This is a genomic window from Pseudomonas sp. NBRC 111132 (genome assembly GCF_001320565.1).
GTDB classification, from domain to species: domain Bacteria; phylum Pseudomonadota; class Gammaproteobacteria; order Pseudomonadales; family Pseudomonadaceae; genus Aquipseudomonas; species Aquipseudomonas putida_P.
In genome coordinates this window covers 1-23,753 of sequence record NZ_BCBI01000067.1, presented here as the reverse complement: position 1 = coordinate 23,753, position 23,753 = coordinate 1, and the positions used below count along the sequence as shown (strand labels likewise).

Sequence of the window (23,753 nt, the reverse complement as noted above, 5' to 3'; positions counted from 1 at the left end):
GAGGAAAGTAATTTTCTCGTGCGGAATCATTGCCCCTTGCCCAGGAGTGTTCAACCCATGTTGCCAGCAGAAACCCAGCGCACGCTCGACCAACACGGCATCAAGTACGTGCTGGCGCAGTTCGTCGATATTCATGGCTCGGCGAAGACCAAATCGGTGCCGGTCTCCGGCCTGAAGATGGTCGCCGAAGAGGGCGCCGGTTTTGCCGGCTTCGCCATCTGCGGCATGGGCATGGAGCCACACGGACCGGACTTCATGGCCCGCGGCGACCTGACTACCTTGATTCCGGTGCCATGGCAGCCGGGTTATGGCCGCGTGGTATGCGTGGGCCATGTAAACGGCCAGCCGTGGCCCTACGACAGCCGTCACGTGTTGCAACAGCAGGTGCAGCGCCTGGCCGAAAAGGGGTGGACGCTGAACACCGGCCTTGAGCCCGAGTTCAGCCTGTTTCGCCGCGACGAGGGTGGCAAGCTGCAACTGGTGGATGCCTCCGACAACCTCGACAAGCCGTGTTACGACTACAAGGGCCTGTCACGCTCGCGGCTGTTCCTCGAGCGCCTGACCGAGGCGTTGCAACCGGTGGGTTTCGACATCTACCAGATCGACCACGAGGACGCCAACGGCCAGTTCGAGATCAACTACACCTACAGTGACGCCATGGAGTCGGCCGACCGTTTCACCTTCTTCCGCATGGCCGCCGGCGAGATCGCCAACGACCTGGGGATGATCTGCTCGTTCATGCCCAAGCCCGACCCCAAGCGCGCTGGTAATGGCATGCACTTTCATCTGTCGCTGGCCAGCAGCACCAACAAGAACCTGTTCCACGACCCGTCCGACAGCAGCGGCATGGGCCTGTCGAAGCTGGCCTACCACTTTGCTGCAGGGCTGCTGGCCCACGGCCCGGCGTTGTGTGCCTTCGCGGCGCCAACGGTCAACTCCTACAAGCGTCTGGTGGTGGGGCGCTCGTTGTCGGGTTCGACGTGGGCCCCGGCCTTCGTAGCCTGGGGGGCCAACAACCGCTCGGCGATGGTGCGCATTCCTTATGGTCGCCTGGAATTCCGCTTGCCGGACGCCGGTTGCAACCCGTACCTGGTCACCGCTGCAATCATTGCCGCCGGCCTCGATGGCATCGACCGCCAGTTGGAGCCAGGCGAGATGTGCAATGAAAACCTCTACAACCTGAGCCTTGAAGACATTGCCGCGCGCGGCATCAAAACCCTGCCGCAATCGCTGAAGGAAGCCGTTGACGCACTTCAAGCCGACCCGCTGTTCCGCGAGGTGCTGGGCGCCGAGATCGTCGACGAGTTCATCAAGCTCAAGCGCATGGAGTGGGTGGAGTACTGCCGGCACGTTTCCGACTGGGAAATCCAGCGCTACACCGAATTCTTCTGACCGCCCCCAATCCCTTGGGCGGCCAGCAGCAAAGCGGTCGCCCACTGCCTAGTAAGGAGCATCACCATGTGTGGAATCGTAGGTCTGTACCTGAAAAAGCCCGAGCTGCACGCCCAGCTTGGCAAGCTCTTCGAGCCCATGCTCGAAGCCATGACCGACCGTGGCCCGGACAGCGCCGGCTTTGCCATCTATGGCGACGAGGTGGCCGATGGCTGGGTCAAGTTGACCCTGCAGGCCGCTGACATCGACTACCCCTGGGCAACCCTGATGGGCCAGTTGGAAGGCCGCCTGGGCTGCTCGCTGAACGGGTTCCAGAACGCCAGCGCTGCTGTGCTCAAAGTGCACACCGATGAAGCCACCGCCCGTGCCGCGTTGGCCGAGCTGGCGCCCGACGTGCGCATCATGAGCGCCGGGCAGAGCATCGAAATTCTCAAGGGCATGGGGTTGCCGGCAGAAATTTCCAGCCGCTTCGGCCTGGCCGCGATGAAGGGCAGCCACATCATCGGCCATACCCGCATGGCCACCGAAAGCGCCGTGACCATGGAAGGCAGCCACCCATTCTCTACCGGTGCCGACCTGTGCCTGGTGCACAACGGTTCGTTGTCCAACCACTTTCGCCTGCGCCAGAAACTCAAGCGCGAAGGCATCAGCTTCGAGACCGACAACGACACCGAAGTGGCCGCCGGCTACCTGACCTGGCGCCTGCAACAGGGGGACAGCCTGGCCCAGGCCCTGGATGGCGCGCTGGAAGACCTGGACGGCTTCTTCACGTTCGCCATCGGCACCCGCAACGGCTTTGCCGTGATCCGCGACCCGATTGCCTGCAAGCCTGCGGTGCTGGCCGAGACCGACGATTACGTGGCCATGGCTTCGGAATACCAGGCGCTGGCCAGCTTGCCTGGCATCGAGCACGCAAAGGTCTGGGAGCCGGCGCCGGCCACTTTGTACGTCTGGGAGCGCGAAAGCGCCTGACTTGCCATCGAACCCCTGGAGAACCTCATGAAAACGATCGACCTTTCCAACACTGCGGTGCGCGTGCTCAACCAGTCCCTGCATGGCGAGGTGCAAGACCAGGAATGGCGGGTTACCCACCCGGACGGCAAACACAACCTGGCCGTGGGCATCAACGCTGCCGTGGCCGTGGATATCGAAGGCCACGCTGGCTACTACTGCGCCGGCATGAACCAGCAGGCCAGCGTCACCGTGCATGGCAATGTCGGTGTGGGGGTGGCCGAGAACATGATGTCTGGCTCGGTGCGGGTCAAAGGTAGTGCTTCCCAGGCCGCCGGTGCTACCGCCCATGGTGGGTTGCTGGTGATCGAGGGTGACGCCGGTGCCCGTTGCGGCATTTCCATGAAGGGCGTGGACATCGTGGTGGGCGGCAGCATCGGCCACATGAGCTGCTTCATGGGCCAGGCCGGGCGCCTGGTGGTCTGCGGCGATGCCGGCGATGCACTGGGCGATTCGCTGTACGAGGTACGTATCTACGTCAAGGGCGCGGTGCAGTCGCTGGGCTCGGACTGCATTGAAAAAGAGATGCGCGCCGAACACCTGCAAGAGCTGCAGGAACTGCTGAACAAGGCCGGCCTGGACCATAAGGCTGCCGATTTCAAACGCTACGGCTCGGCCCGCCAGCTGTACAACTTCAAAGTCGACAACGCCAGCGCATATTGATCCAGGAGCATTCCAATGAGCGAGCAATTTCCCCCGGTACTGCGTGAGTCGGCCACTTTCGATCGCCTGACCATCCAGGAAATCCAGCGTGCTGCCGAAACCGGCATCTACGACATCCGCGGCGGTGGTACCAAGCGCCGCGTGCCCCACTTCGACGACCTGCTGCTGCTGGGGGCCAGCGTGTCGCGCTACCCGCTGGAAGGCTACCGCGAGAAATGCGGCACTGATGTGGTGCTGGGCAACCGCTTTGCGAAAAAACCGATTCACCTGAAAATCCCAGTGACCATCGCCGGCATGAGTTTCGGCGCGCTGTCGGCCAACGCCAAGGAAGCGCTGGGCCGTGGTGCGACCATCGCTGGCACCAGCACCACCACTGGCGACGGCGGCATGACCCCGGAAGAGCGCGGCCAGTCGCAGCACCTGGTGTATCAGTACCTGCCATCGCGCTACGGCATGAACCCCGACGACTTGCGCAAGGCCGACGCCATCGAGATCGTCCTCGGCCAGGGCGCCAAGCCGGGCGGTGGCGGCATGCTGCTGGGCATGAAAGTGACCGAGCGAGTGGCCGGCATGCGCACCTTGCCGGTCGGCGTCGACCAGCGCAGTGCCTGCCGCCATCCGGACTGGACCGGCCCGGACGACCTGGCGATCAAGATTGCCGAGATTCGTGAGATCACCGACTGGGAAAAGCCGATCTACGTGAAAATCGGTGCTAGCCGCCCGTACTACGACGTCAAGCTGGCGGTTAAGGCGGGTGCTGATGTGATCGTGCTCGATGGCATGCAGGGCGGTACCGCAGCGACTCAGGAAGTGTTCATCGAGCATGTCGGCATCCCGATTCTGCCGGCCATCCCGCAGGCGGTGCAGGCGCTGCAGGAAATGGGCATGCACCGCAAGGTACAGCTGATTGTCTCGGGGGGCATTCGCAACGGTGCCGACGTGGCCAAGGCCATGGCTTTGGGGGCCGATGCGGTGGCTATTGGCACGGCGGCATTGATCGCCTTGGGTGACAACCATCCGCGTCTGGACAGTGAGCTGAAGAAGATTGGCTCGGCCGCCGGCTTCTATGATGACTGGCAGAACGGCCGCGACCCGGCCGGCATCACCACCCAGGACCCCGAGCTGGCCAAGCGCCTGAACCCGGAAGAGGCGGGGCGCCGGCTGGCGAACTACCTGCGGGTGCTGGTGCTGGAGGCGCAGACCATGGCGCGGGCGTGTGGCAAGTCGCACCTGCACAACCTAGACCCGGAGGACCTGGTGGCGTTGACCGTGGAGGCTGCGGCGATGGCGCGGGTGCCGTTGGCGGGGACTGCCTGGGTGCCAGGGCAGGCGCAGTATTGAGTTGAGCATCGGGGGCCGCTTTGCGGCCCATTCGCGACACAAGGCCGCTCCTACACGGTCCCTTGTAGGAGCGGCCTTGTGTCGCGATGGGCTGCACAGCAGCCCCAAAGCCACCCACCATTCCCACAGGAGTGACGTCATGAAGCACCTCACCCTCGCTGTAATGTTTGTAGCCCTGGCCACCCAGGCCACTGCCGCCGAAACCACCCTGGACACCGGCAACACCGCCTGGATGATCTGCGCCGCGATGTTCGTGCTGATGATGTGCATCCCCGGCCTGGCGATGTTTTACGGCGGCATGGTGCGGGCCAAGAACTTTCTTTCTGTGTTCACCCAGCTGTTCGCCGTGGCCGGCGTTATCGGCATTATCTGGGTGCTGTTCGGCTACAGTCTGGTGGTCGATACCACCGGCATGGTCGAGGGCCAGCTCACCTTCAACAGTTTCATCGGCGGGTTGGACAAGGCGCTGATGCTGGATATCGGCCATGACAGCCTGGTCGGCACCATCCCCGAAGGTGTGTTTGCGGTGTTTCAGCTGACGTTCGCCATCATCACCCCAGCGCTGATTGCCGGTGGTTTTGCAGAGCGCATGAAGTTCACCGCCTCGTTGCTGTTCATGGCGGCGTGGTTCGTGCTGGTGTATGCACCTATTGCCCATATGGTATGGGGCGGGCCGGGGGCACTGATGGTCAACTGGGGGGTGCTGGACTTCGCCGGCGGCACTGCGGTGCACATCAATTCCGGCGTGGCGGCCTTGGCGGCGGCGTTGATGCTGGGCAAGCGCAAGGGCTACCCGCAGGTGGCCATGCCGCCGCATAACCTGGGTTTTACTCTGGTGGGCGCGGGGTTGTTGTGGGTGGGCTGGTTCGGCTTCAACGTTGGGTCGGGGCTTGCCGCGAACCAGGGGGCAGGGGTGGTGATGCTGGCGACCATGGTGGCGGCCTGCGCGGGGATTGTCGGTTGGTTGCTGACCGAGAAGGTGATGCATGGTCGACCGACTGCCTTGGGTGCTGCGTCGGGGGCACTGGCGGGGCTGGTGGGTATTACACCGGCCTGCGCATTCGTCGGGCCGCTGGGGGCACTGGTGATCGGTGTGTTGACCGGGGCCATCTGCTTCTTTGCCGTGACCCGGCTCAAGCAGGCGCTAGGGTATGACGACAGCCTTGATGTGTTCGGGCTGCATGGTGTGGGTGGGATGGTCGGGGCGATTCTGACCGGTGTGTTTGCCGCGCCGGCACTGGGTGGCTATGTGGAAGGCGCATCGCCCATTGGGCAAGCACTGGTGCAGTTGAAGGGTGTGGCGTTCACCTTCGTTTACTGCTTCGTGGTGAGCTGGGTAATTCTCGCGGCCATCAAGCTGACCATCGGGTTGCGGGCCAGCCGAGAGGAAGAAGAGCAAGGGCTGGACCTGGCGGAGCACAATGAGCGCGCTTATAACCTTTGACAACACGTTGTGCCTGCCGGCCCCTTCGTGGTTTTACCCGCGAAGGGGCCGGTGCAGTTTGAATCAGTGCCCCATGGCCAACTTGGCACTCATCTGCCGGCGACGGTAGGCACTGTCACGGCTGGCCAGCCACCAGTACAGCGGTGAAGTAATCGCCAGCCCTACCAGCCATGACAGGTCAGCCCCGTTGATGTGCTCGGAAATCGGCCCGACATACAGGGGTGTGTTCATGAACGGGATCTGCACCACGATACCCACTGTATAGGCGATCAGCGCCTGTGGGTTGTAACGGCCGTAGATACCGCCATCGACCTGGAAGATCGACTGGATGTCGTAGTCGCCCTTGTGAATGGCATAAAAGTCGATCAGGTTGATCGCCGTCCATGGCACCAGCACCACCAGCAGCACCAGCACCATGTCGACGAAGTGGCCGATGAAATCTGCCGAAGCGAACACCGCTACCACGCTGCAGGCTGCCAGCACGATCAACGACAGCACGGCGCGGCTCTTGGCGGTAGGGATCCAACGGTAGGCGAAGGTCTGGATCAGGGTGATGATCGACAGCACCGCACCATACAGGTTGAGGGCATTGTGGCTGATGACGCTGAGCAGAAACAGCACCAGCATGATCGGGCCGAGGGTACCGGTGGCCAGTTTGACCGCGTCCATGGTGTCCATGCCGGCCGGGATCGCCAGCACGGCCACGGCGCCGAAAATGAACGACAGGCTCGAACCCAGGGCTGAGCCCAGGTAGGTGGTCCAGAACGTCGAGCTGACTTTCACATCTGCCGGCAGGTAGCGTGAATAGTCCGACACATAGGGCGCAAAGGCGATTTGCCACAGCGCCGCCAGCGAAACGGTGGCCAACCAGCCAGCCAGGTTGAAGCCGCCGCGGGTGAGGAAGTCGTCGCTTTGTACATGGGTGAAGATGTAGCCGAAGCCGACCACGATGCCGATGCCCAGCACCCAGGTGCCGATGCGGTTGAGCACGTGAATGAAGCGGTAGCCGATGATGCCGATGATGCCCGAGCCCAATGCACCGATGACGATGCCGACCGGTACCGGTACGGCGTCGACCACGCCATGCAGTGACTTGCCGGCAAGCACGATGTTGGACGCGAAGAAGCCGATGTACATGACGCCGGCGATCACTACCACCAGCAGCGCACCGAGGGTGCCGAACTGGGCGCGGCTCTGGATCATCTGCGGGATGCCCATTTGCGGGCCCTGGGCCGAGTGCAGCGCCATCAGCACACCGCCGACCAGGTGGCCGACCAGGATGGCGACGATGCCCCATACCAGGTTCAGGTGGAACAACTGCACGCCCAGCGCGCCGGTGACGATGGGTAGCGGCGCGATGTTGCCGCCGAACCACAGTGTGAACAGATCCCTTACCTTTCCATGGCGGTCTTGCGGGGGCACATAGCCGATCGTGTGTTTTTCTATCAGGGGTGCCGAATTGGCTGCACTGGTCATGACTGACTCCAAGGCAAGGTAGGGCATCGGGAGCTGCCCGGGGGCGTGCCGGCGATGGGCGACGCGTTCTTGTTGGAGCGATGATGCGGGGCGCGGGGATAACGAGAAATTAGTAAATATGTACCCATAAACCTTAAAAAACCTAAGGCTGACAAAAGCTTAAGCGGGGGACGGTAGCAAGGAGGGTGCCAGCAGGCGGGAAGGCTTGGGATAGAGGGGGTGAGCCCTTTGCCCGTAGCAAGTGGTGGGCTTTGCTGGTGCACCATGCCCATTTTCAGGGCAGCTGAATGGTTGCCAGTAATGGCCCTTTCGCGGGGTTGTCCGCGAAAGGGCCAGCACAGGAGCAAACGGCTACATCGGCAACAACCGGTCTTGGATCACCTCTTTCATCACCAAGGTCGAACTCAGGCGCTTCACATTGGGAATGCTGGTCAGTTTCTCGTCATACAGCTTCTGAAACGCCGGCAGGTCCTTGGCCACCACATGCAGCAAATAATCCGGGTCGCCGAACAGCCGCTGCGCCTCGACGATCTGCGGGATCTCCGCCAGTGCCGCTTCAAAGTCCGCCACCGGTTGGCGGGTTACCTCGCGCAGGGTAACGAACACCAACGCGGCAAAGTTCAGCCCCAGGGCGCTCGGCGCCAAGCGGGCGTGATAGCCCAGAATCGCTCCGGACTCTTCCAGCGCCTTCAAGCGCCGATGGCAGGGCGACAGGCTGAGCCCTACGCGGTCGGCCAGCTCGGTTACCGACAGCCGCCCATCCTTTTGCAGTTCGGCAAGGATTTTTCGATCTGTTCGGTCCATGGGGGAGAATCTTCCAGTAAATAAATGAAGAGGGGGAATATACGAAAGAAAATCCCCGGGAGGAATCCGTAATCTTTCGACATCCAACGCAGTAGATAAGGAAGATTCAAGTGGCTATCAGTGTGCTGACGGCGTTTTGGGCCGTGTCGATGCTGTTCGTGATGACCCCGGGTGCAGACTGGGCCTACGCCATCTCGGCGGGCATGCGCGGGCGCTGGGTGATGCCGGCGGTGGTGGGGATGTTGTCGGGGCATTTTCTGGCCACGCTGGTGGTGGCGGCCGGGGTCGGCAGCCTGCTGGCAGGCCACCCCTTGGCGCTGACCTTGCTGACCCTGGCGGGTTGCAGCTACCTGCTATGGCTGGGCGGCAACCTGTTGCTGAGCCCGGCATTGCCGGCGGCCGGGCAGGGCGGTGCGGGGGAGTCGGGTTCGCGCTGGGCGTTCAAGGGGTTTTGCGTCAGTGGCCTGAACCCGAAAGTGTTCCTGCTGTTCCTGGCCTTGTTGCCGCAGTTCACCGACCCGCAGTCGAGCTGGCCGGTGCCGTTGCAGATCTTGTTGCTGGGGCTGGTGCACCTGTGCAGTTCACTGGTGATCTATTCGCTGGTGGGTTACGGCGCCAAGGCGGTACTGAGCACACGGCCAGGGGCGGCGAAACTGGTCGGGCGGGTGTCGGGGGTGGCAATGATTGCAGTAGCCTTGGGACTGATTGCAGGGCAAATCAACTGAACTCACCTGTATGCGATGGCTTCGGATAAACTCGCTGCAGCCCAATGCACAACAAGGATGTGCCCCATGCCCGATATCACCCAACTGCTCACCTTCGCCCTGATCTGCCTTGGCATGGTCCTTACCCCAGGGCCGAACATGATCTACCTGATCTCCCGCTCGATCTGTCAGGGCCGCAAGGCCGGGTTGATTTCCCTCGGCGGTGTGGCCCTGGGCTTCGTTATCTATATGTTCTGCGCCGCGTTGGGCATCACTGCCCTGGTGATGGCCGTACCCTTTGCCTACGATGCGTTGCGCATCGGCGGTGCGCTGTACCTGTTGTACCTGGCCTGGCAGGCGCTGCGCCCCGGTGGTCGTTCGCCGTTCCAGGTGCGTGACCTGCCTGCCGACAGCCCGAGGCGGTTGTTCACCATGGGCTTTGCCACCAGCCTGCTGAACCCGAAGATCGCCGTCATGTACCTGTCGCTGATGCCGCAGTTCATCGAACCGGGGCACGGCAGTGTGCTGTTGCAATCGCTGGTACTGGGTTCGACGCAGATCGCCATCAGCGTCACGGTCAATGCCATGATCGCGATCATGGCCGGATCCATCGCCGTGTTCCTTGCCGGTCGCCCATTGTGGCAGCAGGTTCAGCGCTGGTTGATGGGTACGGTACTGGCTGGCCTTGCCGTGCGCATGCTGGCGGAAGGGCGCCGCTGATCGCCCATCACAAGCGTGGGTTCAGTTGCCCAGCACTTTCCCGAGCAGGCGGCACACCTGTTCTGCCGAATAGGGCTTGGCCAGGAAGGTGAACCCCTGGTGCCCCCCTTCGGCAATCGCCTCGCTGTAACCCGACGTCAGGATCACCGGCAACCGTGGGTGCAGGCGGCGTAGCTCACGGGCCAGCGCCAGGCCGCCCATGCCGGGCATGACCACATCGGAAAACACCGCATCAAAGTCACCTGCCGGTCCCTCCAGCTGCGTCAGGGCCTCTTCCGCCGAGCGCGCATAGCTGATCCGATAGCCGTGGTCTTCTAGGATTTGAGCGGTGAAGTTGCCAAGATCAGGGTTGTCCTCCACCACCAGTATTCGCCGTCGTTCGCCCTGCGCCTGCGCCTGGCTGCTGCTTGGGGCATCCGCCGGCAAGGCTGCGGGCGGTGTCTCCTGTGGCAGGTACAGGGTAAAGGTGGTGCCCTGGCCCTGAACGCTGTGCACCTGCACGTCACCGCCAGACTGCTTGGCAAACCCGAACACCTGCGACAACCCCAGCCCAGTGCCTTCACCCGGCGCCTTGGTGGTGAAGAACGGGTCGAAAATGCGCTCCAGCAGCTCGCTGGCAATACCGACACCACTGTCGCTCACCGAGATGGCCGCAAACGGGCCAGGCTGTGGCGCCTGGCCGCGCAGGGCAGGCAGGCTCTGGTCGGCCTGCAGACGCAGCAGCAACGTACCTTCGCCGGCCATGGCGTCGCGTCCGTTGAGCATCAGGTTGATCACCGCCGTTTCCAGCTGGCTGAGGTCGGCGCGGATATGGCAGGGCGCCTGCGGCAGCTTCAGTGCGACCTGGATGCGTGCGCCGGTGGCGGTGTCGAGCATTTCGGCCATGGCTTCCAACCGAGGGCCGGCCTCGAACACTTGCGGGCTGAGGGCCTGGCGGCGGGCAAAGGCAAGCAGTTGGCCGGTCAGCTTGGCGCCGCGGTCCACGGTGTCGGACATGGTCTTGATGTAGCGTTCGCGGCGTTTCTCGTCCAGGTCGGGGCGCTGCAGAAAGTGCAGCGAGGACCGAATGATGGTCAGCAGGTTGTTGAAGTCGTGGGCGACACCACCTGTCAGCTGGCCGATGGCTTCCAGCTTTTGTGCCTGGCGCAGTACGGCTTCGGTGTGCAGCAACTGGGTAGTACGTTCTTCGACGCGGTGCTCCAGGGTGGCGTTGAGCGCCTCCAGCGCTGCCATGGCCTCGCGCACTTCGGCATTGGCCTGCACCCGCTGGATATGCGCCCAGCAACGTTCGGTCACTTCGCCGATCAGCGCTTGCTCGTAGTCGGTCCATACCCTTGGCACGCGGTCATGAATGGCCATCAGCGCCGTCAACCTGCCACCCTTGATCAGCGGTATGCAGATAGTGGCCGTAATGCCGATGGCCTGAAAGGTTGCCGCCTCGTCAGCCGCCAGCTCGCGGAGGTTGTCGTTGATCACCAAAGCCAGGCCGCTGCGCAGCCGGCTGACCGCCATGTGGCCGAAGTCATGCAGGTGGTACTGGCCCACCAGGCGTGGTGAACCGGGTGCCACCGCGTCGCCGCAGATAGTGAAGCCATCCTGGTCCGGCTCCATCACCGCATAGGCACAGCTGGACAGGCCAAGGTGCTCGACCAGCATGCGGGTGGTGATGGCCATGATCTGGTCCGGGTCGTTGGCCTCGGTCACGGCGCGCCCAAGGTTGTCGAGAAAATTCAGGCGCTGGTTGGTGACCACGCTGGCGGTGGTTTCGGTGACCGTGTCGAGCATGCCCAGCACCTTGCCGTCATGGCCGCGTATCGGGCTGTAGCAGAAGGTGAAATAGGCTCGCTCGGGGCAGCCGTTACGCACGATCGCCAACGGGAAGTCTTCGATGTACACCGCTTCACCGGCCAATGCACGGTCGGCCATGCTGCTGATGTCGGCCCAAGCTTCTTGCCAGACCTCGCGGAAGGGGACGCCCAGGGCCAAGGGTTTCTGCCCGAGGATTGGCAAGAAGGCGTCGTTGTGCAGGGTAAGCAGGTCGGGGCCCCACAACACGGCCTGTGGGAAGCGCGAGGCCAGGCACAGCGCCACGGTGGTCTTGAGTGCATCCGGCCAGGCCTCGAGCGGGCCGAGGCTGGTACGTGTCCAGTCGTGGTTGCGGATGCGTTCGGCCATCAAGCCGCCGCCGTCTAACCATTTCGCCATGGCCTGATGCCGATCCTTTAGCTTGAGAAGCTAAAAGATGCACTGAGATGGCGTGATTTGCGAGTGTTTTGTAGCGGTCAGCCAGGCGAGTGGTGAGCTGTTAGCGAAAACCCGCCACGATCCCTTTGCGCTCTTCGAGCAAACGGTGGTTATCGGCGGTGTCCTTGTCCCCCAACCGGATGCCGTCCACCTCGCGCTGCGGGTCTGACCAGTAAGGTAGCCGGACCGTATCCAGTCTGAAAGCGGTCATGACGGTATAAAATTTTGGCCCGTCCGCTGGCTCATGAGCGTAGCCATGGCCATAGGCGAACGGACCGCTTGCGTTATCATGCGCCCCCCCTAAAAGGTGGCCGATTTCATGGGAAAAGGTGAATGTCCCGTCCCCGATGCAGCGCACGTTTACTACGGTGAATGCAGTTTCGGCGCTGGCGCCGATCTCACCGGCAAATCCACAGCTCGTGTTGGCGTTGTCACGTAGCAAAACCACCACGTCGGCCTTCAAGGTGTCTCTCATATCATGGACTTCGTCCATGTAACCGTCATCGATCTTCATGAGCCTGTCCAAATCCCAGTTCGGACTGAATGACTGCTCGTAGTCCAGTGGGATCACGTCTGCAAGTTCCAGCGAAAGATCGATTCCGCTTTCGACGAAGGTCTGGTTCGACTCCTGGATGGCCAGATGAGCCATTGCTCTCAAGTCTTCGCTGGCTTCGTCAGCCTGACGCGAAGCGACAACCAGTACCCGAATAGTGGCATGGCCCGGCTGGTAAGGCGCTATTGCGACATGTTGGCGGGGGCCGAGCATTGCCCCGCTTGGTATTGACGGATCGTGTTCGGGAGGCAGCTTCGCTGCGTCGATCTTGCTCAGTACCGTTGCATCCCCACTGGGAAGGAGGCTGTAAGCCTGGCCATCGCGGCGGAGGATTCCGCTAACTCGGTTGCTGGAGCGGATCAGAATGATGCTGTTCAGGGCGGCCTTGAGCGAACCGTTTGCTGCAGGGGCGGCACTCTCAGCGATGAGAGTGCCATGCCAGGCAATCGTGCCGTCTGGCAGCGTATGGACCGCTATCCGGTCTGCCAGGAGACGCCCCTCGCCGGGAATTACAAGGCTCAGGCGCTGGGTGTCCGTATCAATGCTCTGTGGATTGATGCGCACCTGCCACTGTTCGGGGATCCACGCCGCCCTGGTAGCCTGCACTGGCGGGTTGATGGTCGAACAGGCAGCTAGCGTTGTCGTTAGCAGCAGGCACAGGAGGCGATTCCAGATCTTCATGGGCATACTCCGAGTGGAGTGCATACGCTAGCAACCCGTTGCGGAACTGGAACCTGGCAGTTTTACTAGGTGGTTCGCCGGTTTCAGCGAATGAAGTGCACCTTGCCGGTGTCGTCATTGCCCATGTATATGCCATACACGCCGGCCTGGCGCTCGAGGATATAGCGCTCGAGAATCTGCCGGATCGCCGGGTAGTAAATTTGATCCCAGGGGATTTCATCCGGTTCGAAGAACTTGTAAGCCAGGGTCTCCGGCCCGTACTGCCCGGTCTCTTCGGTGACGCTGGCGCGGAAGATGATGTACACCTCGCTGATTTTCGGCACGCTGAAGATCGAATAGGGTGAGACGATGTCCGCACGAACGCCGGTTTCTTCCCACACTTCGCGCAATGCCGCCTGCTCGGTGGTTTCCCCAGCCTCCATGAACCCGGCGGGTAAAGTCCAGGTGCCCGGCCGCGGCGGGATGGCGCGTTGACACAGCAGGTACTTGCCATCGCGCTCGATGATGCAGCCGGCGATGATCTTCGGGTTGATGTAATGGATGTAGCCGCAGCCGGTGCAGTGCAGGCGTTCATGGGTGTCGCCTGTGGGAACGCCCCGGGCCAGTTCCGTGGTGCAGTGCGGGCAGTAGCGCGGGGCGTTGGGCATGATCAGCGGCCTATGCGGGGTTCCTTCAGGGCCAGGGGCTCGACAATGTCGCGCACCTTGGCGTTGTCATCCTGCTTCTGGCGCAGGTAGTCCAGGGCCACCTTGGCGGCGGCGCGGACGTGGTCGACCGAGGCCTGGTGGGCCACCAGTGGGTCGCCCCCCTTGATCGCCTCGACGATCTTTTCCATTTCGCGGTTGCTGGCACCACGGCGGTTTTCCTGCGACACCGAGGTGGCGCGCAGGTAGCTGATGCGGGCCTGCAACTGGCGCAGCTGCTGCGCCGCCACCTGGTTGCCGGAGCCTTCCAGCAGCACATCGTAAAAGCCTTGTACCGAATCCAGCACCTGTTGCAGCTCGCCTTCTTCCAGTGCTTCGCGGTTGACCTCCAGCGCGCGCTCCAGAGCACGGATGTCCTTGGCCTTGGCGTTGAGGGTGAACAGCTGCACGATCAGGCCTTCGAGCACACAGCGCAGCTCGTAGATGTCGCGGGCGTCTTCCAGGGTAATGATGGCCACGCGCGGGCCTTTGGCGTCGGCGAATTCCACCAGGCCTTCGGACTCCAGGTGGCGCAGGGCTTCACGCACCGAAGTACGGCTGACGCCCAAGCGGTCGCAGAGGTCGCGCTCGACCAGGCGGTCGCCTGGCAGCAGGTGAAAGTTCATGATCGCGGCGCGCAGCTTGTCGAGCACGATTTCGCGCAGGGTAACGGGGTTGCGGTTGACCTTGAAGCTGTCGTCGAGTGGCTGGCGTTTCATCAGGTGCGCTCTTTATGAGGCTGTTGCGCCAACATCGCGGAACGCCCCGAACCGAGGCTTTCCATGCAGTGGTTCGAACAGCCCGTTGTTAACGGGTTGACTCCGCATCGGCTTCGGCAAACGCTTCACGGGCCAGGCGGAAACTGTCCACCGCCGCGGGTACGCCGCAATAAATGCCGACTTGGAGCAGGATCTCGCGAATCTGTTCACGGCTCAGGCCATTGCGCAATGCGCCGCGAATGTGCAGCTTGAGCTCGTGGGGCCGGTTGAGCGCGGAAATCATGGCCAAGTTTATCATGCTGCGCTCTTTGAGCGAGAGGCCTTCGCGGCCCCAGACGTGGCCCCAGCAGTATTCGGTGACCAGCTGCTGCAACGGCTGGGTGAACGCGTCGGCGTTCTGGATCGAGCGGTTGACGTAGTCCTCGCCCAGCACCTGGGTGCGGATCTTCAGGCCTTTTTCGTACGTTTCATTGCTCATGTGCAGTACTCCGGAATAAAACAGGGGCCGCAACCGAGGGTGAGACGATAGCGCGGCCCCTAAAACAGGGGATCGGTGTTGGCGTACGTCAACCCAAGGGCGGCAGGGCGCCGAGTTTGCCTTTGTGGTAAACCATCGGCGTTACCGGCTGCTCGGGCAGCACCAGGTTCTTCACCGCCCCGACGATGATCGCGTGGTCACCGCCGTCATACTCGCGCCACAGTTCGCACTCGATGATCGCCGTGGCCTTGGCCAGCAGCGGGTTGCCAAGCTCGCTCAGGTGCCACTCGACACCCTTGGCCTTGTCCTTGCCCTTGCCGGCGAAAGCATAGGCTTCGGCGGTTTGCTCGGCGGACAGCAGGTGTATCGCGAACTGCTTGCTGTCACGCAAAACCGGGTAGGTGTCGGAGGCATAGTTAGGGCAGAACAGCACCAGTGCCGGGTCGATCGACAGCGCGCTGAAGGCGCTGGCGGTGATGCCGACGATGGCGCCGTCGGCGTCCAGGGTGGTGACTACCGTGACGCCGGACGGGAAGGAGCCCATCACGTCTTTGTAGATGCCGGGTTCGATCATCTCGTGCTACCTCCTAACGCATCACAAACGGGTCGGGCATCGGTGCGGTGGACAGGTTGATCCACACGGTCTTCAGCTCGGTATAGGCCAGCACCGAATCGATGCCGCTCTCGCGGCCGTAGCCGCTGTTCTTGAAGCCACCGATCGGCGCCATGGCCGACACGGCGCGGTAGGTGTTGACCCAGATGATCCCCGAGCGCACGTCACGGGCCAGGCGGTGGGCACGGCCCAGGTCGCGGGTCCAGATGCCGGCAGCCAGGCCGAACTGGGAGTCGTTGGCGATGGCCAGGGCTTCTTCCTCGGTCTTGAAGCGGATCACCGCGGCGACCGGGCCGAAGACTTCCTCCTGCATGATGGTCATCGAGTTGCTGTCGCACTCGAACAGGGTCGGTTCGTAGAACCAGCCGTCACCTTCAACCTCGGCACGCTTGCCGCCCAGGTGCAGCTTGGCGCCCTCGGCCTTGGCCGCAGCCACCAGGCCTTCGACCACGGCCAGTTGCTGTGCGGTGGCCATTGGGCCCATTTCGCTGGCGTCGTCCTGCGGGTTGCCGATGCGGATACGCTTGGCGCGGGCAATCAGGCGCTCGACGAATTCGTCGAAGATCTCGTCCTGCACCAGCAGGCGCGAACCGGCCACGCAGCTTTGCCCGGAGGCTGCATAGATGCCGGCCACGGCACCGTTGATGGCACTGTCCAGGTCGGCGTCGGCGAAGATGATGTTCGGCGACTTGCCGCCCAGCTCCAGCGACAGCTTGGCGAAGTTCTCGGCACTGCTGCGCACCACGTGGCGGGCGGTGGCAGCGCCGCCGGTGAAGGCGATCTTGCGCACCAGCGGGTGGCGGGTGAGCGCTGCGCCGGTGCTTGGGCCGTAACCGGTGACCACGTTGACCACGCCGGCCGGGAAGCCGGCTTCGAGGGCCAGGCGGGCCAGCTCAAGGATGGTCGCCGAGGCGTGCTCGGACGGTTTGAGCACGATGGTGTTGCCGGCGGCCAGGGCCGGGGCCAGCTTGATCGCGGTGAGGTACAGCGGGCTGTTCCAGGGGATGATCCCGGCCACCACGCCGATAGGCTCGTGCACGGTGTAGGCGAACAGGTCGGGCTTGTCCAGCGGCAAGGTGCCGCCTTCGAGTTTGTCGGCCAGGCCTGCGGTGTAGTGGAAGAACTCTGGCAGGTAGCCAACCTGGCCGCGGGTTTCGCGGATCAGCTTGCCGTTGTCACGGCTTTCCAGCTGGGCCAGGTGTTCCTTGTTCTCGGCAATCAGGTCGCCCAGGCGACGCAGCAGCTTGCCGCGTGCGGTGGCGGTGATGCTGCGCCACTCTTTGCTGTCGAAGGCACGCTGGGCGGCCTGTACGGCCAGCTCCACATCGGCTTCGTCGGCGTCGGGCAGTTGCGCCCAGGCCTGGGCGGTGGCCGGGTTGAGGCTGTCGAAGGTCTTGCCGCTCTGGGCATCGCGCCATTGGCCGTCGATGCACATCTGGAAACGAACGAGGGTCATGCAACAATCCCCTTGGCGGATTCGGTGAGGGTGCGGGCTTGCGCAAGGAAGTCCAGCAGCATCTTGTTGACTTCACGGGGTGCTTCCACCGGCATCATATGCCGTTGCTCGGCGAGGACCACACTGTGTGCGCCTGGAATGCTGGCGGCGAGCTGGCGGGTCATGGCCGGGGTGGAGCCAGCGTCGAGTTCGCCGGTGGCGATCAGCGTCGGCACCTGGATGCTGCCCAGGTCATTGGCGCGATACATGTCCTGGGTGGCGAACAGCGAATAAGTGGTGTGGTAGCCCTGCGGGTCGTTGCTCGCCAGTACCTGGCGAATGGCGGCGACCTGCGCCGGGTTGGCTGCCTTGTATTCACGGCTGAACCAGCGGTCCAGGGCTGCATCGACGTTGGCATCGGGGCCCAGCTCCGCCGCCTGGGCCGCGCGGGCAATCACGCCAGCGCTTTGCTCCGGGGTGCGGTTGAACACGCTGTTGAGCACCACCAGGGCAGTCAGGCGCTGCGGGTGGTTAAGGGCAAATGCTCGGGCAACCAGGCCGCCCATGGAGAAGCCGATCACGGTGGCCTGGGCAATTTGCAGGTGGTCAAGCAGTTCGGCGAGCTGGTCGGCATAGCCTTCCAGCGGTGTGTCGGCGGCCGGTACGCGGCTTTGACCGTGGCCGAGCATGTCGTAGGCGATGACGCGGTAGTCGTTGGCCAAGCCAACGAACTGACCGCCCCACATTTCCTTGTTCAGGCCCACGCCGTGGATCAGAACCACGGGTTGGCCCTGGCCGACAGCCAGGTAGCTGGTGCCGGCAGGTGTGCGTTCAGCGACAGGCTGAATCATGGAGGGCGCTCCTTGAAGGTCGGGCGCGGCGGGTAAGCACGCCACGCCCCGGCCCGTCTTGGTTGTTGTCATTGAGCGTTGGCTTTTTCGGCAGCCAGTTCTTCCAGGTCGATGTAGCGGTTGCCGATGCGCGGATGCAGGCGGCCACCATCGGCTGCGCCCAGGACCACGACGATTTCGTCGGCGCGCGGGGCGTCTTCGATCTGCATCTCCAGGGTGATGTAGTGCGAGCGCAGGCCTTCGTCGTCCTTCTGCATCATCGGGATCTGGATCGAGGTGCCTGGGCCGCCGCGCTTGTTGGTGAAGCTCAGGTAGCTCTTGGCCTGTACCGCTTCGCGGTAGTGGTTGCCGAAGCGCAGGGTGTGGATCACGGCCGAGGCGTGCTCGATTTCGCCGTCGGCGCCGACCACAGCAGCCTTACCGTAGGCTTCGATCTTGTCGGCACCGCCGATGGCGGCGGTCAGGCGCTCGACCATCAGGGCACCCAGTTCCGAGCAGTTGGCGCGAATTTCCGGCTTCAGATCTTCAACGAAACCACGACCGGCCCATGGATTCTTGATCACGACGGCCAGGCCGACCATGGTCACCGGTTTGTCGGTGGCCTTGCCGCCTTCGATGCGGGTCTCTTCGGAGTAGGTGACGATCTTGCGGATTTCGAAACTCATGGGTGGCTCCTGGTGAGGGTTATCAGCTCTTGTTGTCTGATGGTATACCATAATATTTGTTGTGCAAGAGGTGTCAGGAAATTTCTCTTGCCGGGGGACGAAAGGTGGCCTGATGCCTTGATTTTTGTGGTGTCTGCACTGGCCTCTTCGCGGGTAAACCCGCTCCCACAAGGGACCGCGTATTCCTGTGGGAGCGGGTTTACCCGCGAAGAGGCAGTGCAGGTTTCAAAAAAAAGCCCGCTCACGCAGGCCGAAGGGGCCCACGGGAGCGGGCGCGTCCCGCAATGATTCAGGCAAAGGGAATTCAGGCGAACGCCGGCACCACTTCCTTGATGAACAGCTCCAGCGACTTTTTCTTCTCGGCGTGGGGCAGGCTGTTGTCGCACCAGAAGCTGAACTCGTCGACGCCGAGTTCCTGGTAGTACTTGATGCGCGCGATGATTTCTTCCGGGGTGCCGATCATGGTGTTCTTGCGGATGTTCTCCAGCTGAAACGCCGGCACTTCGGCAAACTTCGATTCCGGGCTTGGCTCGAGGAAGCCGTTGACCGGGGTGGTCTTGTTGCCGAACCAGGCGTCGAAGGTCCGGTAGAAGCGCGAGATGGCCTGGGCACCGACCTTCCAGCCTTCCGGTTCGGCTGGGCTGTGCACGTGGGTGTGGCGCAGCACCATCAGTTGTGGGCGCGGTACGTTCGGGTTGTTGTCCAGGGCGGCCTGGAACTTGTTCTTCAGGTCCAGGACTTCTTCGTCACCCTTCATCAGTGGGGTGACCATGACGTTGCAGCCGTTTGCCACTGCGAAGTTATGCGAGTCGGGGTCGCGGGCGGCAATCCACATCGGCGGCGTCGCGTTGAATGGTTTCGGCACGCTGGTGGAGGTGGGGAACTTGTAGACTTCGCCGTCATGGGCGTAGTCGCCTTCCCACAGCTTGCGTACCACAGGCACCATCTCACGCAGCGCCTTGCCGCCGTCGGTGGCCGGCATGCCATTGGCCATGCGGTCGAACTCGAACTGGTAGGCGCCACGGGCCAGGCCCACTTCCATGCGGCCGTTGCTGATCACGTCCAGCAGGGCGCATTCACCGGCAACGCGGATCGGGTTCCAGAACGGCGCGATAATGGTGCCGGCGCCCAGGCGGATCTTGTCGGTACGTGCGGCCAGGTAGGCCAGCAGCGGCATCGGGCTTGGCGAAATGGTGTACTCCATGGCGTGGTGTTCGCCGATCCACACGGTGCTGAAACCGCCGTTTTCGGCCATCAGGGTCAGTTCGGTCAGGTCTTCGAACAGCTGGCGGTGGCTGACCTGTTCATCCCAACGTTCCATGTGCACGAACAACGAAAATTTCATGGGGCTTTCCTCAACGCTTGAAAGGGTCTGGCGCCGGGCAGGGGAGGCGCCAGGGGTATCGATTCAGAATAGGCTTCAGGCTAAGGCCGGCAGGCTGGCCATCTTGCCGCGGCAGTACACCATCGGCCGTGGCGCTTGCGCAGGGACAATCAGGTTGTGCACCTTGCCGACCATGATGGCGTGGTCGCCACCTTCATACTCACGCCACAGTTCACATTCGATGACTGCGGTGGCGCCGGCCAGGACCGGGTTGCCCAGTTCGCTCAGGGTCCACTCGATGCCGCTGGCCTTGTCCTTGCCCTTCTTGGCGAACGCATAGGCTTCGGCTTGCTGTTCACCGGACAGCAGGTGAATGGCGAAGCGCTTCTGCTTGATCAGTACCGGGTAGGAGTCGGAGGTGTAGTTGGGGCAGAACAGCACCAGCGGCGGGTCCATCGACAGGGAAGAGAAGGCGCTGGCGGTCAGGCCGACGACCGAGCCGTCGTCGTCCAGGGTGGTGATGACGGTAACGCCGGATGGGAAGGAGCCCAGGACGTTCTTGTAGACGGTTGCGTCGATCATCGGAAGTACCTCTAAAAGGCTGCGGTGGTCCGCGGTTTTTATCGTTGATATGTCTGATGGTATACCGTAATACCTATTTTGCAAGCGGAATTTTCAGCCCTGGTTTTTCACGATGAACGGCTCAAGGCCACGTATATCGTGGTCTTGAGCGGTGAGGTGGTTTGTCGCAGGGCTTTTGCAAGCGGATCAGCGGGCGTTTTTTACTGCGGATCAGTGTTGTCAAAAGTTTGGAATACCATAATATGGTCCGCAGCTGAGAGGCCGCCTAGATGCGGTTTCCTTACAAAGATAAAAACGACCTTTCGAGCTGAAAACCATGTCCCAACCGTCATCGCAACACCAGTTTGTCGAGAATCACACGGTCGATTACGTTCCACCTGCCGAGCGCCACGGGAAGGCGCGCGACCTGTTCACCCTCTGGTTCAGCACCAACATTGCGCCACTGCCCATCGTCACCGGCGCCATGGTGGTCCAGGTGTTCCACCTGAACCTGCTGTGGGGGTTGATCGCCATCGTGCTGGGCCACCTGGTTGGGGGCGTGGTCATCGCCCTGGCCTCTGCGCAGGGACCGCAGCTGGGCATTCCACAGATGGTGCAGAGCCGTGGCCAGTTTGGCCGTTACGGCGCGCTGCTGATCGTGTTCTTCACCGCGCTGATCTATGTCGGCTTCTTTATTTCCAACATTGTCCTGGCAGGCAAGACCATCCACGGTATCGCCCCGAGCGTGCCGATGCCCGGCGCCATTGTGATCGGCGCCCTGAGCGCCACCGCCATTGGTGTGATCGGTTACCGCTTCATCCACATCCTCAACCGTATCGGTACCTGGGTGATGGGTTCGGCCTTGCTGGCCGGTTTCATCATGATGTTCATCCAGGACCTGCCGGCCGACTTCTTCAGCCGCGGCGCGTTCAACCTGTCCGGTTTCATCGCCACCGTGTCGCTGGGCACCATCTGGCAGATCAGTTTCTCGCCTTACACCTCCGACTACTCGCGCTACCTGCCGCGTGAAGTGGGTATTGCCAGGCCGTTCTGGGCTACCTATTTCGGCGCCACCCTGGGCACCATCCTGTGCTTCAGCTTTGGTGCGGTGGCGGTGCTGTGCGTACCGGAAGGAACCGATGCGATGGACGCGGTGAAGCAGGCCACTGGCTGGCTGGGCCCGGTCCTGATGGTGCTGTTCCTGCTCAACATCATCAGCCACAACGCCCTTAACCTGTATGGCGCGGTGCTGTCGATCGTCACGGCGATCCAGACCTTCATGGCCGAGTGGACGCCGAGCATCAAAGTGCGGGTGATCCTGGCGTCGGTGATTCTGGTTGGCTGCGCGATGGTTGCGCTGAACGCTTCTGCGGACTTCATCGGCCACTTCATCGGCCTGATCCTGGCGCTGCTGCTGGTGCTGGTGCCGTGGGCTTCGATCAACCTGATCGACTTCTACCTGATCAAGAAGGGGCAGTACGACATCGCCTCGATCTTCAGTGCAGACGGTGGCATCTATGGCCGCTTCAACCACCACGCGATCATTGCCTATGCTTGCGGCATCCTGGTGCAGTTGCCGTTTGCCAATACGTCGTTGTATGTGGGGCCGTATTCCAACATCGTCGAAGGGGCGGACTTGTCCTGGCTGTTCGGGCTGATTGTCACGGTGCCGCTGTATTACTGCCTGGCGACTCGGGGCAAGGCTGGCGAGAAGACGGGGCGGGTTGTGAGTGTCAATGACTGATAGAGCGTCGTTGCTGTAACCGGGGCCGCAACGCGGCCCCGGCAGTTTCAGATCAGACCTTGAACTGCGCCACCATGCCGTTCAGATCCACCGCCAACCGCGACAAATCCTGTGCCGCCGCACTGGTTTGGTTCGCCCCTGCCGACGTCTGCATCGCCAGGTCGCGAATGTTCACCAGGTTACGGTCCACCTCCCGCGCCACCTGTGCCTGCTCCTCCGAAGCACTGGCAATCACCAGGTTGCGCTGATTGATCGACGCAATCGCCTCGGCAATCACTTCCAACGCCACCCCGGCGCCTTGCGCCACCTCCAACGTGCCGGTGGCACGCCCCTGGCTGCTGTGCATCGCCGTCACCGCGCGTTCGGTACCGTTCTGGATACCGGCAATCATTTGCTCGATCTCTGCCGTCGACTGCTGGGTGCGGTGGGCGAGGGCGCGGACCTCGTCGGCCACCACGGCAAAGCCACGGCCTGCCTCGCCAGCGCGAGCCGCTTCGATGGCGGCGTTCAACGCCAGCAAGTTGGTCTGCCCGGCAATCGCACCAATCACATCCAGCACGCGGCTGATTTCGTTGGCATTGGTGGCCAGCTGTTCGATCTCGGCCGAGGTACCGGTCACGTCAGCCACCAGGTGCTGGATGGACGCCAGTGCCTGGTTGACCCGGTCGCGGCCGTCGCGGGTAGTCTGGTCGGCGCCTTTCGAGGCGTCGGCGGTGCTGACCGCATTGTTCGCCACTTCCTCGACCGCTGCAGTCATCTGGTTGACGGCCGTCGCCGCCTGGTCGATTTCTGCGCTCTGCTGGTGCAGGCCACGGCTGGTGTCCTCAGTGACCGTGTGCAGCTCTTCCGAGGCCGAGGCCAGTTGGTCCGACGAAGCCGCGATCTTGCGCAAGGTGTCGCGAAGGCTGTCTTGCATACGGCCCAAGGCGCGCAGCAGCAAGGCTGGCTCGTCCTGGCCGATCACGCGGATTTCCCGGGTGAGGTCGCCGGTGGCCACACGCTCGGCGACAGCCACGGCATCGGCCAGCGGCACAACGATACTGCGGGTAAGCACGGTGGCAATGGCGGCGAGCGCAAGCATGATCACCAGCAACGAGACGATGATGGCAGTGAATGCCTCGTCGGCCACATCGCTGCTGCGCTGCGAGGCATCTTCGGCACCCTTGCTGTTGTAGACGATCAACGCTGTCAAGGCCTTCATCATGCCGTCGGCGCGCTGCGTGAGTGGGCCGCCGATCTGCTGCTTGGCCTCGCTCATGCGGCCAGCAGCAATGTCCTGCAGCACCTTCACTTGCAGGTCGAAATACTGCTGGTAGGCGTCGTTGAACGTGTTGAACAGGGCACGGTCGTCGGCCGCGATGATGGTATCGGCGTAGGCTTTCAACCCATCCTTGAGCTCGGCATTGATGCCATCAAGCAGCTGCAGGTTGCGTGTGCGTTCGTCGGGGTTGTCGTCCAGCGCGGCGCGCAGGGTGACGGCGCGAGCGCGCCCGAGGTTGCTGCTGATGTCACCCAACGCCACCACGGCGGGCATCCAGGTGACCCGGATCTCGTCGGTAGCCGTGTCCATCTGGCGGGTTTCGTAGAGTGCGATAAGGCCCATGAACAGGACCAGGATGCCCAACAGGGCGAATACGCTGGCAGCGC

22 protein-coding genes are annotated in these 23,753 nt (G+C 62.6%); 8 read left to right on the top strand and 14 right to left on the bottom strand.

Features of this window, described 5'->3' with window-relative positions; all coding sequences use genetic code 11:
* Nucleotides 1-57 precede the first annotated feature (57 nt).
* The 5 genes from glnT to APH35_RS24270 all read left to right on the top strand — a co-directional run bounded on the left by glnT (nucleotide 58) and on the right by APH35_RS24270 (nucleotide 5,851).
* Nucleotides 58-1,392 (top strand): type III glutamate--ammonia ligase, encoded by a 1,335-nt coding sequence (gene glnT / locus APH35_RS24290; protein WP_060515664.1) that lies wholly within the window; start codon nucleotides 58-60, stop codon nucleotides 1,390-1,392.
* A 66-nt stretch (nucleotides 1,393-1,458) separates the two neighbouring features.
* The gene (locus APH35_RS24285; protein WP_012271897.1) at nucleotides 1,459-2,364 is read left to right on the top strand and encodes a class II glutamine amidotransferase; all 906 of its coding nucleotides are present in this window, start codon (nucleotides 1,459-1,461) and stop codon (nucleotides 2,362-2,364) included.
* A 27-nt stretch (nucleotides 2,365-2,391) separates the two neighbouring features.
* Entirely contained in the window at nucleotides 2,392-3,066 is a 675-nt protein-coding gene (locus tag APH35_RS24280) for a protein glxC (protein WP_012271898.1), read from the top strand.
* Nucleotides 3,067-3,081: 15 nt separating this feature from the next.
* Nucleotides 3,082-4,407: an FMN-binding glutamate synthase family protein gene (locus tag APH35_RS24275; protein ID WP_012271899.1), complete on the top strand. Its 1,326-nt coding sequence runs from the start codon at nucleotides 3,082-3,084 to the stop codon at nucleotides 4,405-4,407.
* Between the two features lie 139 nt (nucleotides 4,408-4,546).
* Nucleotides 4,547-5,851: an ammonium transporter gene (locus APH35_RS24270; RefSeq protein WP_060515663.1), complete on the top strand. Its 1,305-nt coding sequence runs from the start codon at nucleotides 4,547-4,549 to the stop codon at nucleotides 5,849-5,851.
* Between the two features lie 63 nt (nucleotides 5,852-5,914).
* Here APH35_RS24270 and APH35_RS24265 read toward each other — a convergent pair whose 3' ends face one another.
* Entirely contained in the window at nucleotides 5,915-7,327 is a 1,413-nt protein-coding gene (locus APH35_RS24265) for a purine-cytosine permease family protein (RefSeq protein ID WP_060515662.1), read from the bottom strand.
* A gap of 351 nt (nucleotides 7,328-7,678) precedes the next feature.
* Nucleotides 7,679-8,131: an Lrp/AsnC family transcriptional regulator gene (locus APH35_RS24260; RefSeq protein WP_012271902.1), complete on the bottom strand. Its 453-nt coding sequence runs from the start codon at nucleotides 8,129-8,131 to the stop codon at nucleotides 7,679-7,681.
* A 110-nt stretch (nucleotides 8,132-8,241) separates the two neighbouring features.
* Between APH35_RS24260 and APH35_RS24255 the strand changes: the two genes are divergently transcribed.
* Together APH35_RS24255 and APH35_RS24250 are read left to right on the top strand one after the other, a co-directional pair.
* Nucleotides 8,242-8,856, top strand: a complete 615-nt coding sequence (locus APH35_RS24255) for a LysE family translocator (protein WP_060493305.1) — start codon at nucleotides 8,242-8,244, stop codon at nucleotides 8,854-8,856.
* A gap of 66 nt (nucleotides 8,857-8,922) precedes the next feature.
* Entirely contained in the window at nucleotides 8,923-9,555 is a 633-nt protein-coding gene (locus tag APH35_RS24250; RefSeq protein ID WP_012271904.1) for a LysE family translocator, read from the top strand.
* 21 nt (nucleotides 9,556-9,576) lie between these two features.
* Here the strand turns inward: APH35_RS24250 and APH35_RS24245 are convergent, their stop codons facing one another.
* The 11 genes from APH35_RS24245 to APH35_RS24195 form a co-directional block, all read right to left on the bottom strand.
* Nucleotides 9,577-11,760: a GAF domain-containing hybrid sensor histidine kinase/response regulator gene (locus tag APH35_RS24245; protein WP_012271905.1), complete on the bottom strand. Its 2,184-nt coding sequence runs from the start codon at nucleotides 11,758-11,760 to the stop codon at nucleotides 9,577-9,579.
* 100 nt (nucleotides 11,761-11,860) lie between these two features.
* Nucleotides 11,861-13,033, bottom strand: coding sequence for a zinc-dependent metalloprotease family protein (locus APH35_RS24240; protein WP_060515661.1), 1,173 nt, complete (start codon nucleotides 13,031-13,033; stop codon nucleotides 11,861-11,863).
* Between the two features lie 83 nt (nucleotides 13,034-13,116).
* Nucleotides 13,117-13,680 carry an NUDIX hydrolase gene (locus tag APH35_RS24235; RefSeq protein ID WP_012271907.1) on the bottom strand — a complete coding sequence of 188 codons (564 nt, stop codon included), beginning with the start codon at nucleotides 13,678-13,680 and terminating at the stop codon, nucleotides 13,117-13,119.
* Nucleotides 13,681-13,682: 2 nt separating this feature from the next.
* Nucleotides 13,683-14,435, bottom strand: coding sequence for a GntR family transcriptional regulator (locus APH35_RS24230; RefSeq protein ID WP_003256074.1), 753 nt, complete (start codon nucleotides 14,433-14,435; stop codon nucleotides 13,683-13,685).
* An 88-nt stretch (nucleotides 14,436-14,523) separates the two neighbouring features.
* Nucleotides 14,524-14,913, bottom strand: coding sequence for a carboxymuconolactone decarboxylase family protein (locus tag APH35_RS24225; protein ID WP_060493304.1), 390 nt, complete (start codon nucleotides 14,911-14,913; stop codon nucleotides 14,524-14,526).
* A gap of 88 nt (nucleotides 14,914-15,001) precedes the next feature.
* Entirely contained in the window at nucleotides 15,002-15,487 is a 486-nt protein-coding gene (locus tag APH35_RS24220) for a flavin reductase family protein (RefSeq protein WP_012271909.1), read from the bottom strand.
* Nucleotides 15,488-15,500: 13 nt separating this feature from the next.
* Nucleotides 15,501-16,982 carry an aldehyde dehydrogenase gene (locus APH35_RS24215; RefSeq protein WP_060515660.1) on the bottom strand — a complete coding sequence of 494 codons (1,482 nt, stop codon included), beginning with the start codon at nucleotides 16,980-16,982 and terminating at the stop codon, nucleotides 15,501-15,503.
* Nucleotides 16,979-17,812: an alpha/beta fold hydrolase gene (locus APH35_RS24210; protein WP_012271911.1), complete on the bottom strand. Its 834-nt coding sequence runs from the start codon at nucleotides 17,810-17,812 to the stop codon at nucleotides 16,979-16,981. The genes APH35_RS24215 and APH35_RS24210 overlap by 4 nt, the downstream gene beginning before the upstream one ends.
* Before the next feature lie 68 nt (nucleotides 17,813-17,880).
* Nucleotides 17,881-18,477: an amino acid synthesis family protein gene (locus APH35_RS24205; RefSeq protein WP_003256068.1), complete on the bottom strand. Its 597-nt coding sequence runs from the start codon at nucleotides 18,475-18,477 to the stop codon at nucleotides 17,881-17,883.
* A gap of 304 nt (nucleotides 18,478-18,781) precedes the next feature.
* Nucleotides 18,782-19,822: an LLM class flavin-dependent oxidoreductase gene (locus APH35_RS24200; protein ID WP_060515659.1), complete on the bottom strand. Its 1,041-nt coding sequence runs from the start codon at nucleotides 19,820-19,822 to the stop codon at nucleotides 18,782-18,784.
* Between the two features lie 75 nt (nucleotides 19,823-19,897).
* Nucleotides 19,898-20,383, bottom strand: coding sequence for a flavin reductase family protein (locus APH35_RS24195; RefSeq protein WP_060515658.1), 486 nt, complete (start codon nucleotides 20,381-20,383; stop codon nucleotides 19,898-19,900).
* 316 nt (nucleotides 20,384-20,699) lie between these two features.
* Here APH35_RS24195 and APH35_RS24190 point away from each other — a divergent pair, with 316 nt between their 5' ends.
* Entirely contained in the window at nucleotides 20,700-22,106 is a 1,407-nt protein-coding gene (locus APH35_RS24190) for a purine-cytosine permease family protein (RefSeq protein WP_060515657.1), read from the top strand.
* Nucleotides 22,107-22,158: 52 nt separating this feature from the next.
* Here APH35_RS24190 and APH35_RS24185 read toward each other — a convergent pair whose 3' ends face one another.
* The gene (locus APH35_RS24185) at nucleotides 22,159-23,709 is read right to left on the bottom strand and encodes a methyl-accepting chemotaxis protein (protein ID WP_441295879.1); all 1,551 of its coding nucleotides are present in this window, start codon (nucleotides 23,707-23,709) and stop codon (nucleotides 22,159-22,161) included.
* Between the last annotated feature and the right edge of the window lie 44 nt (nucleotides 23,710-23,753).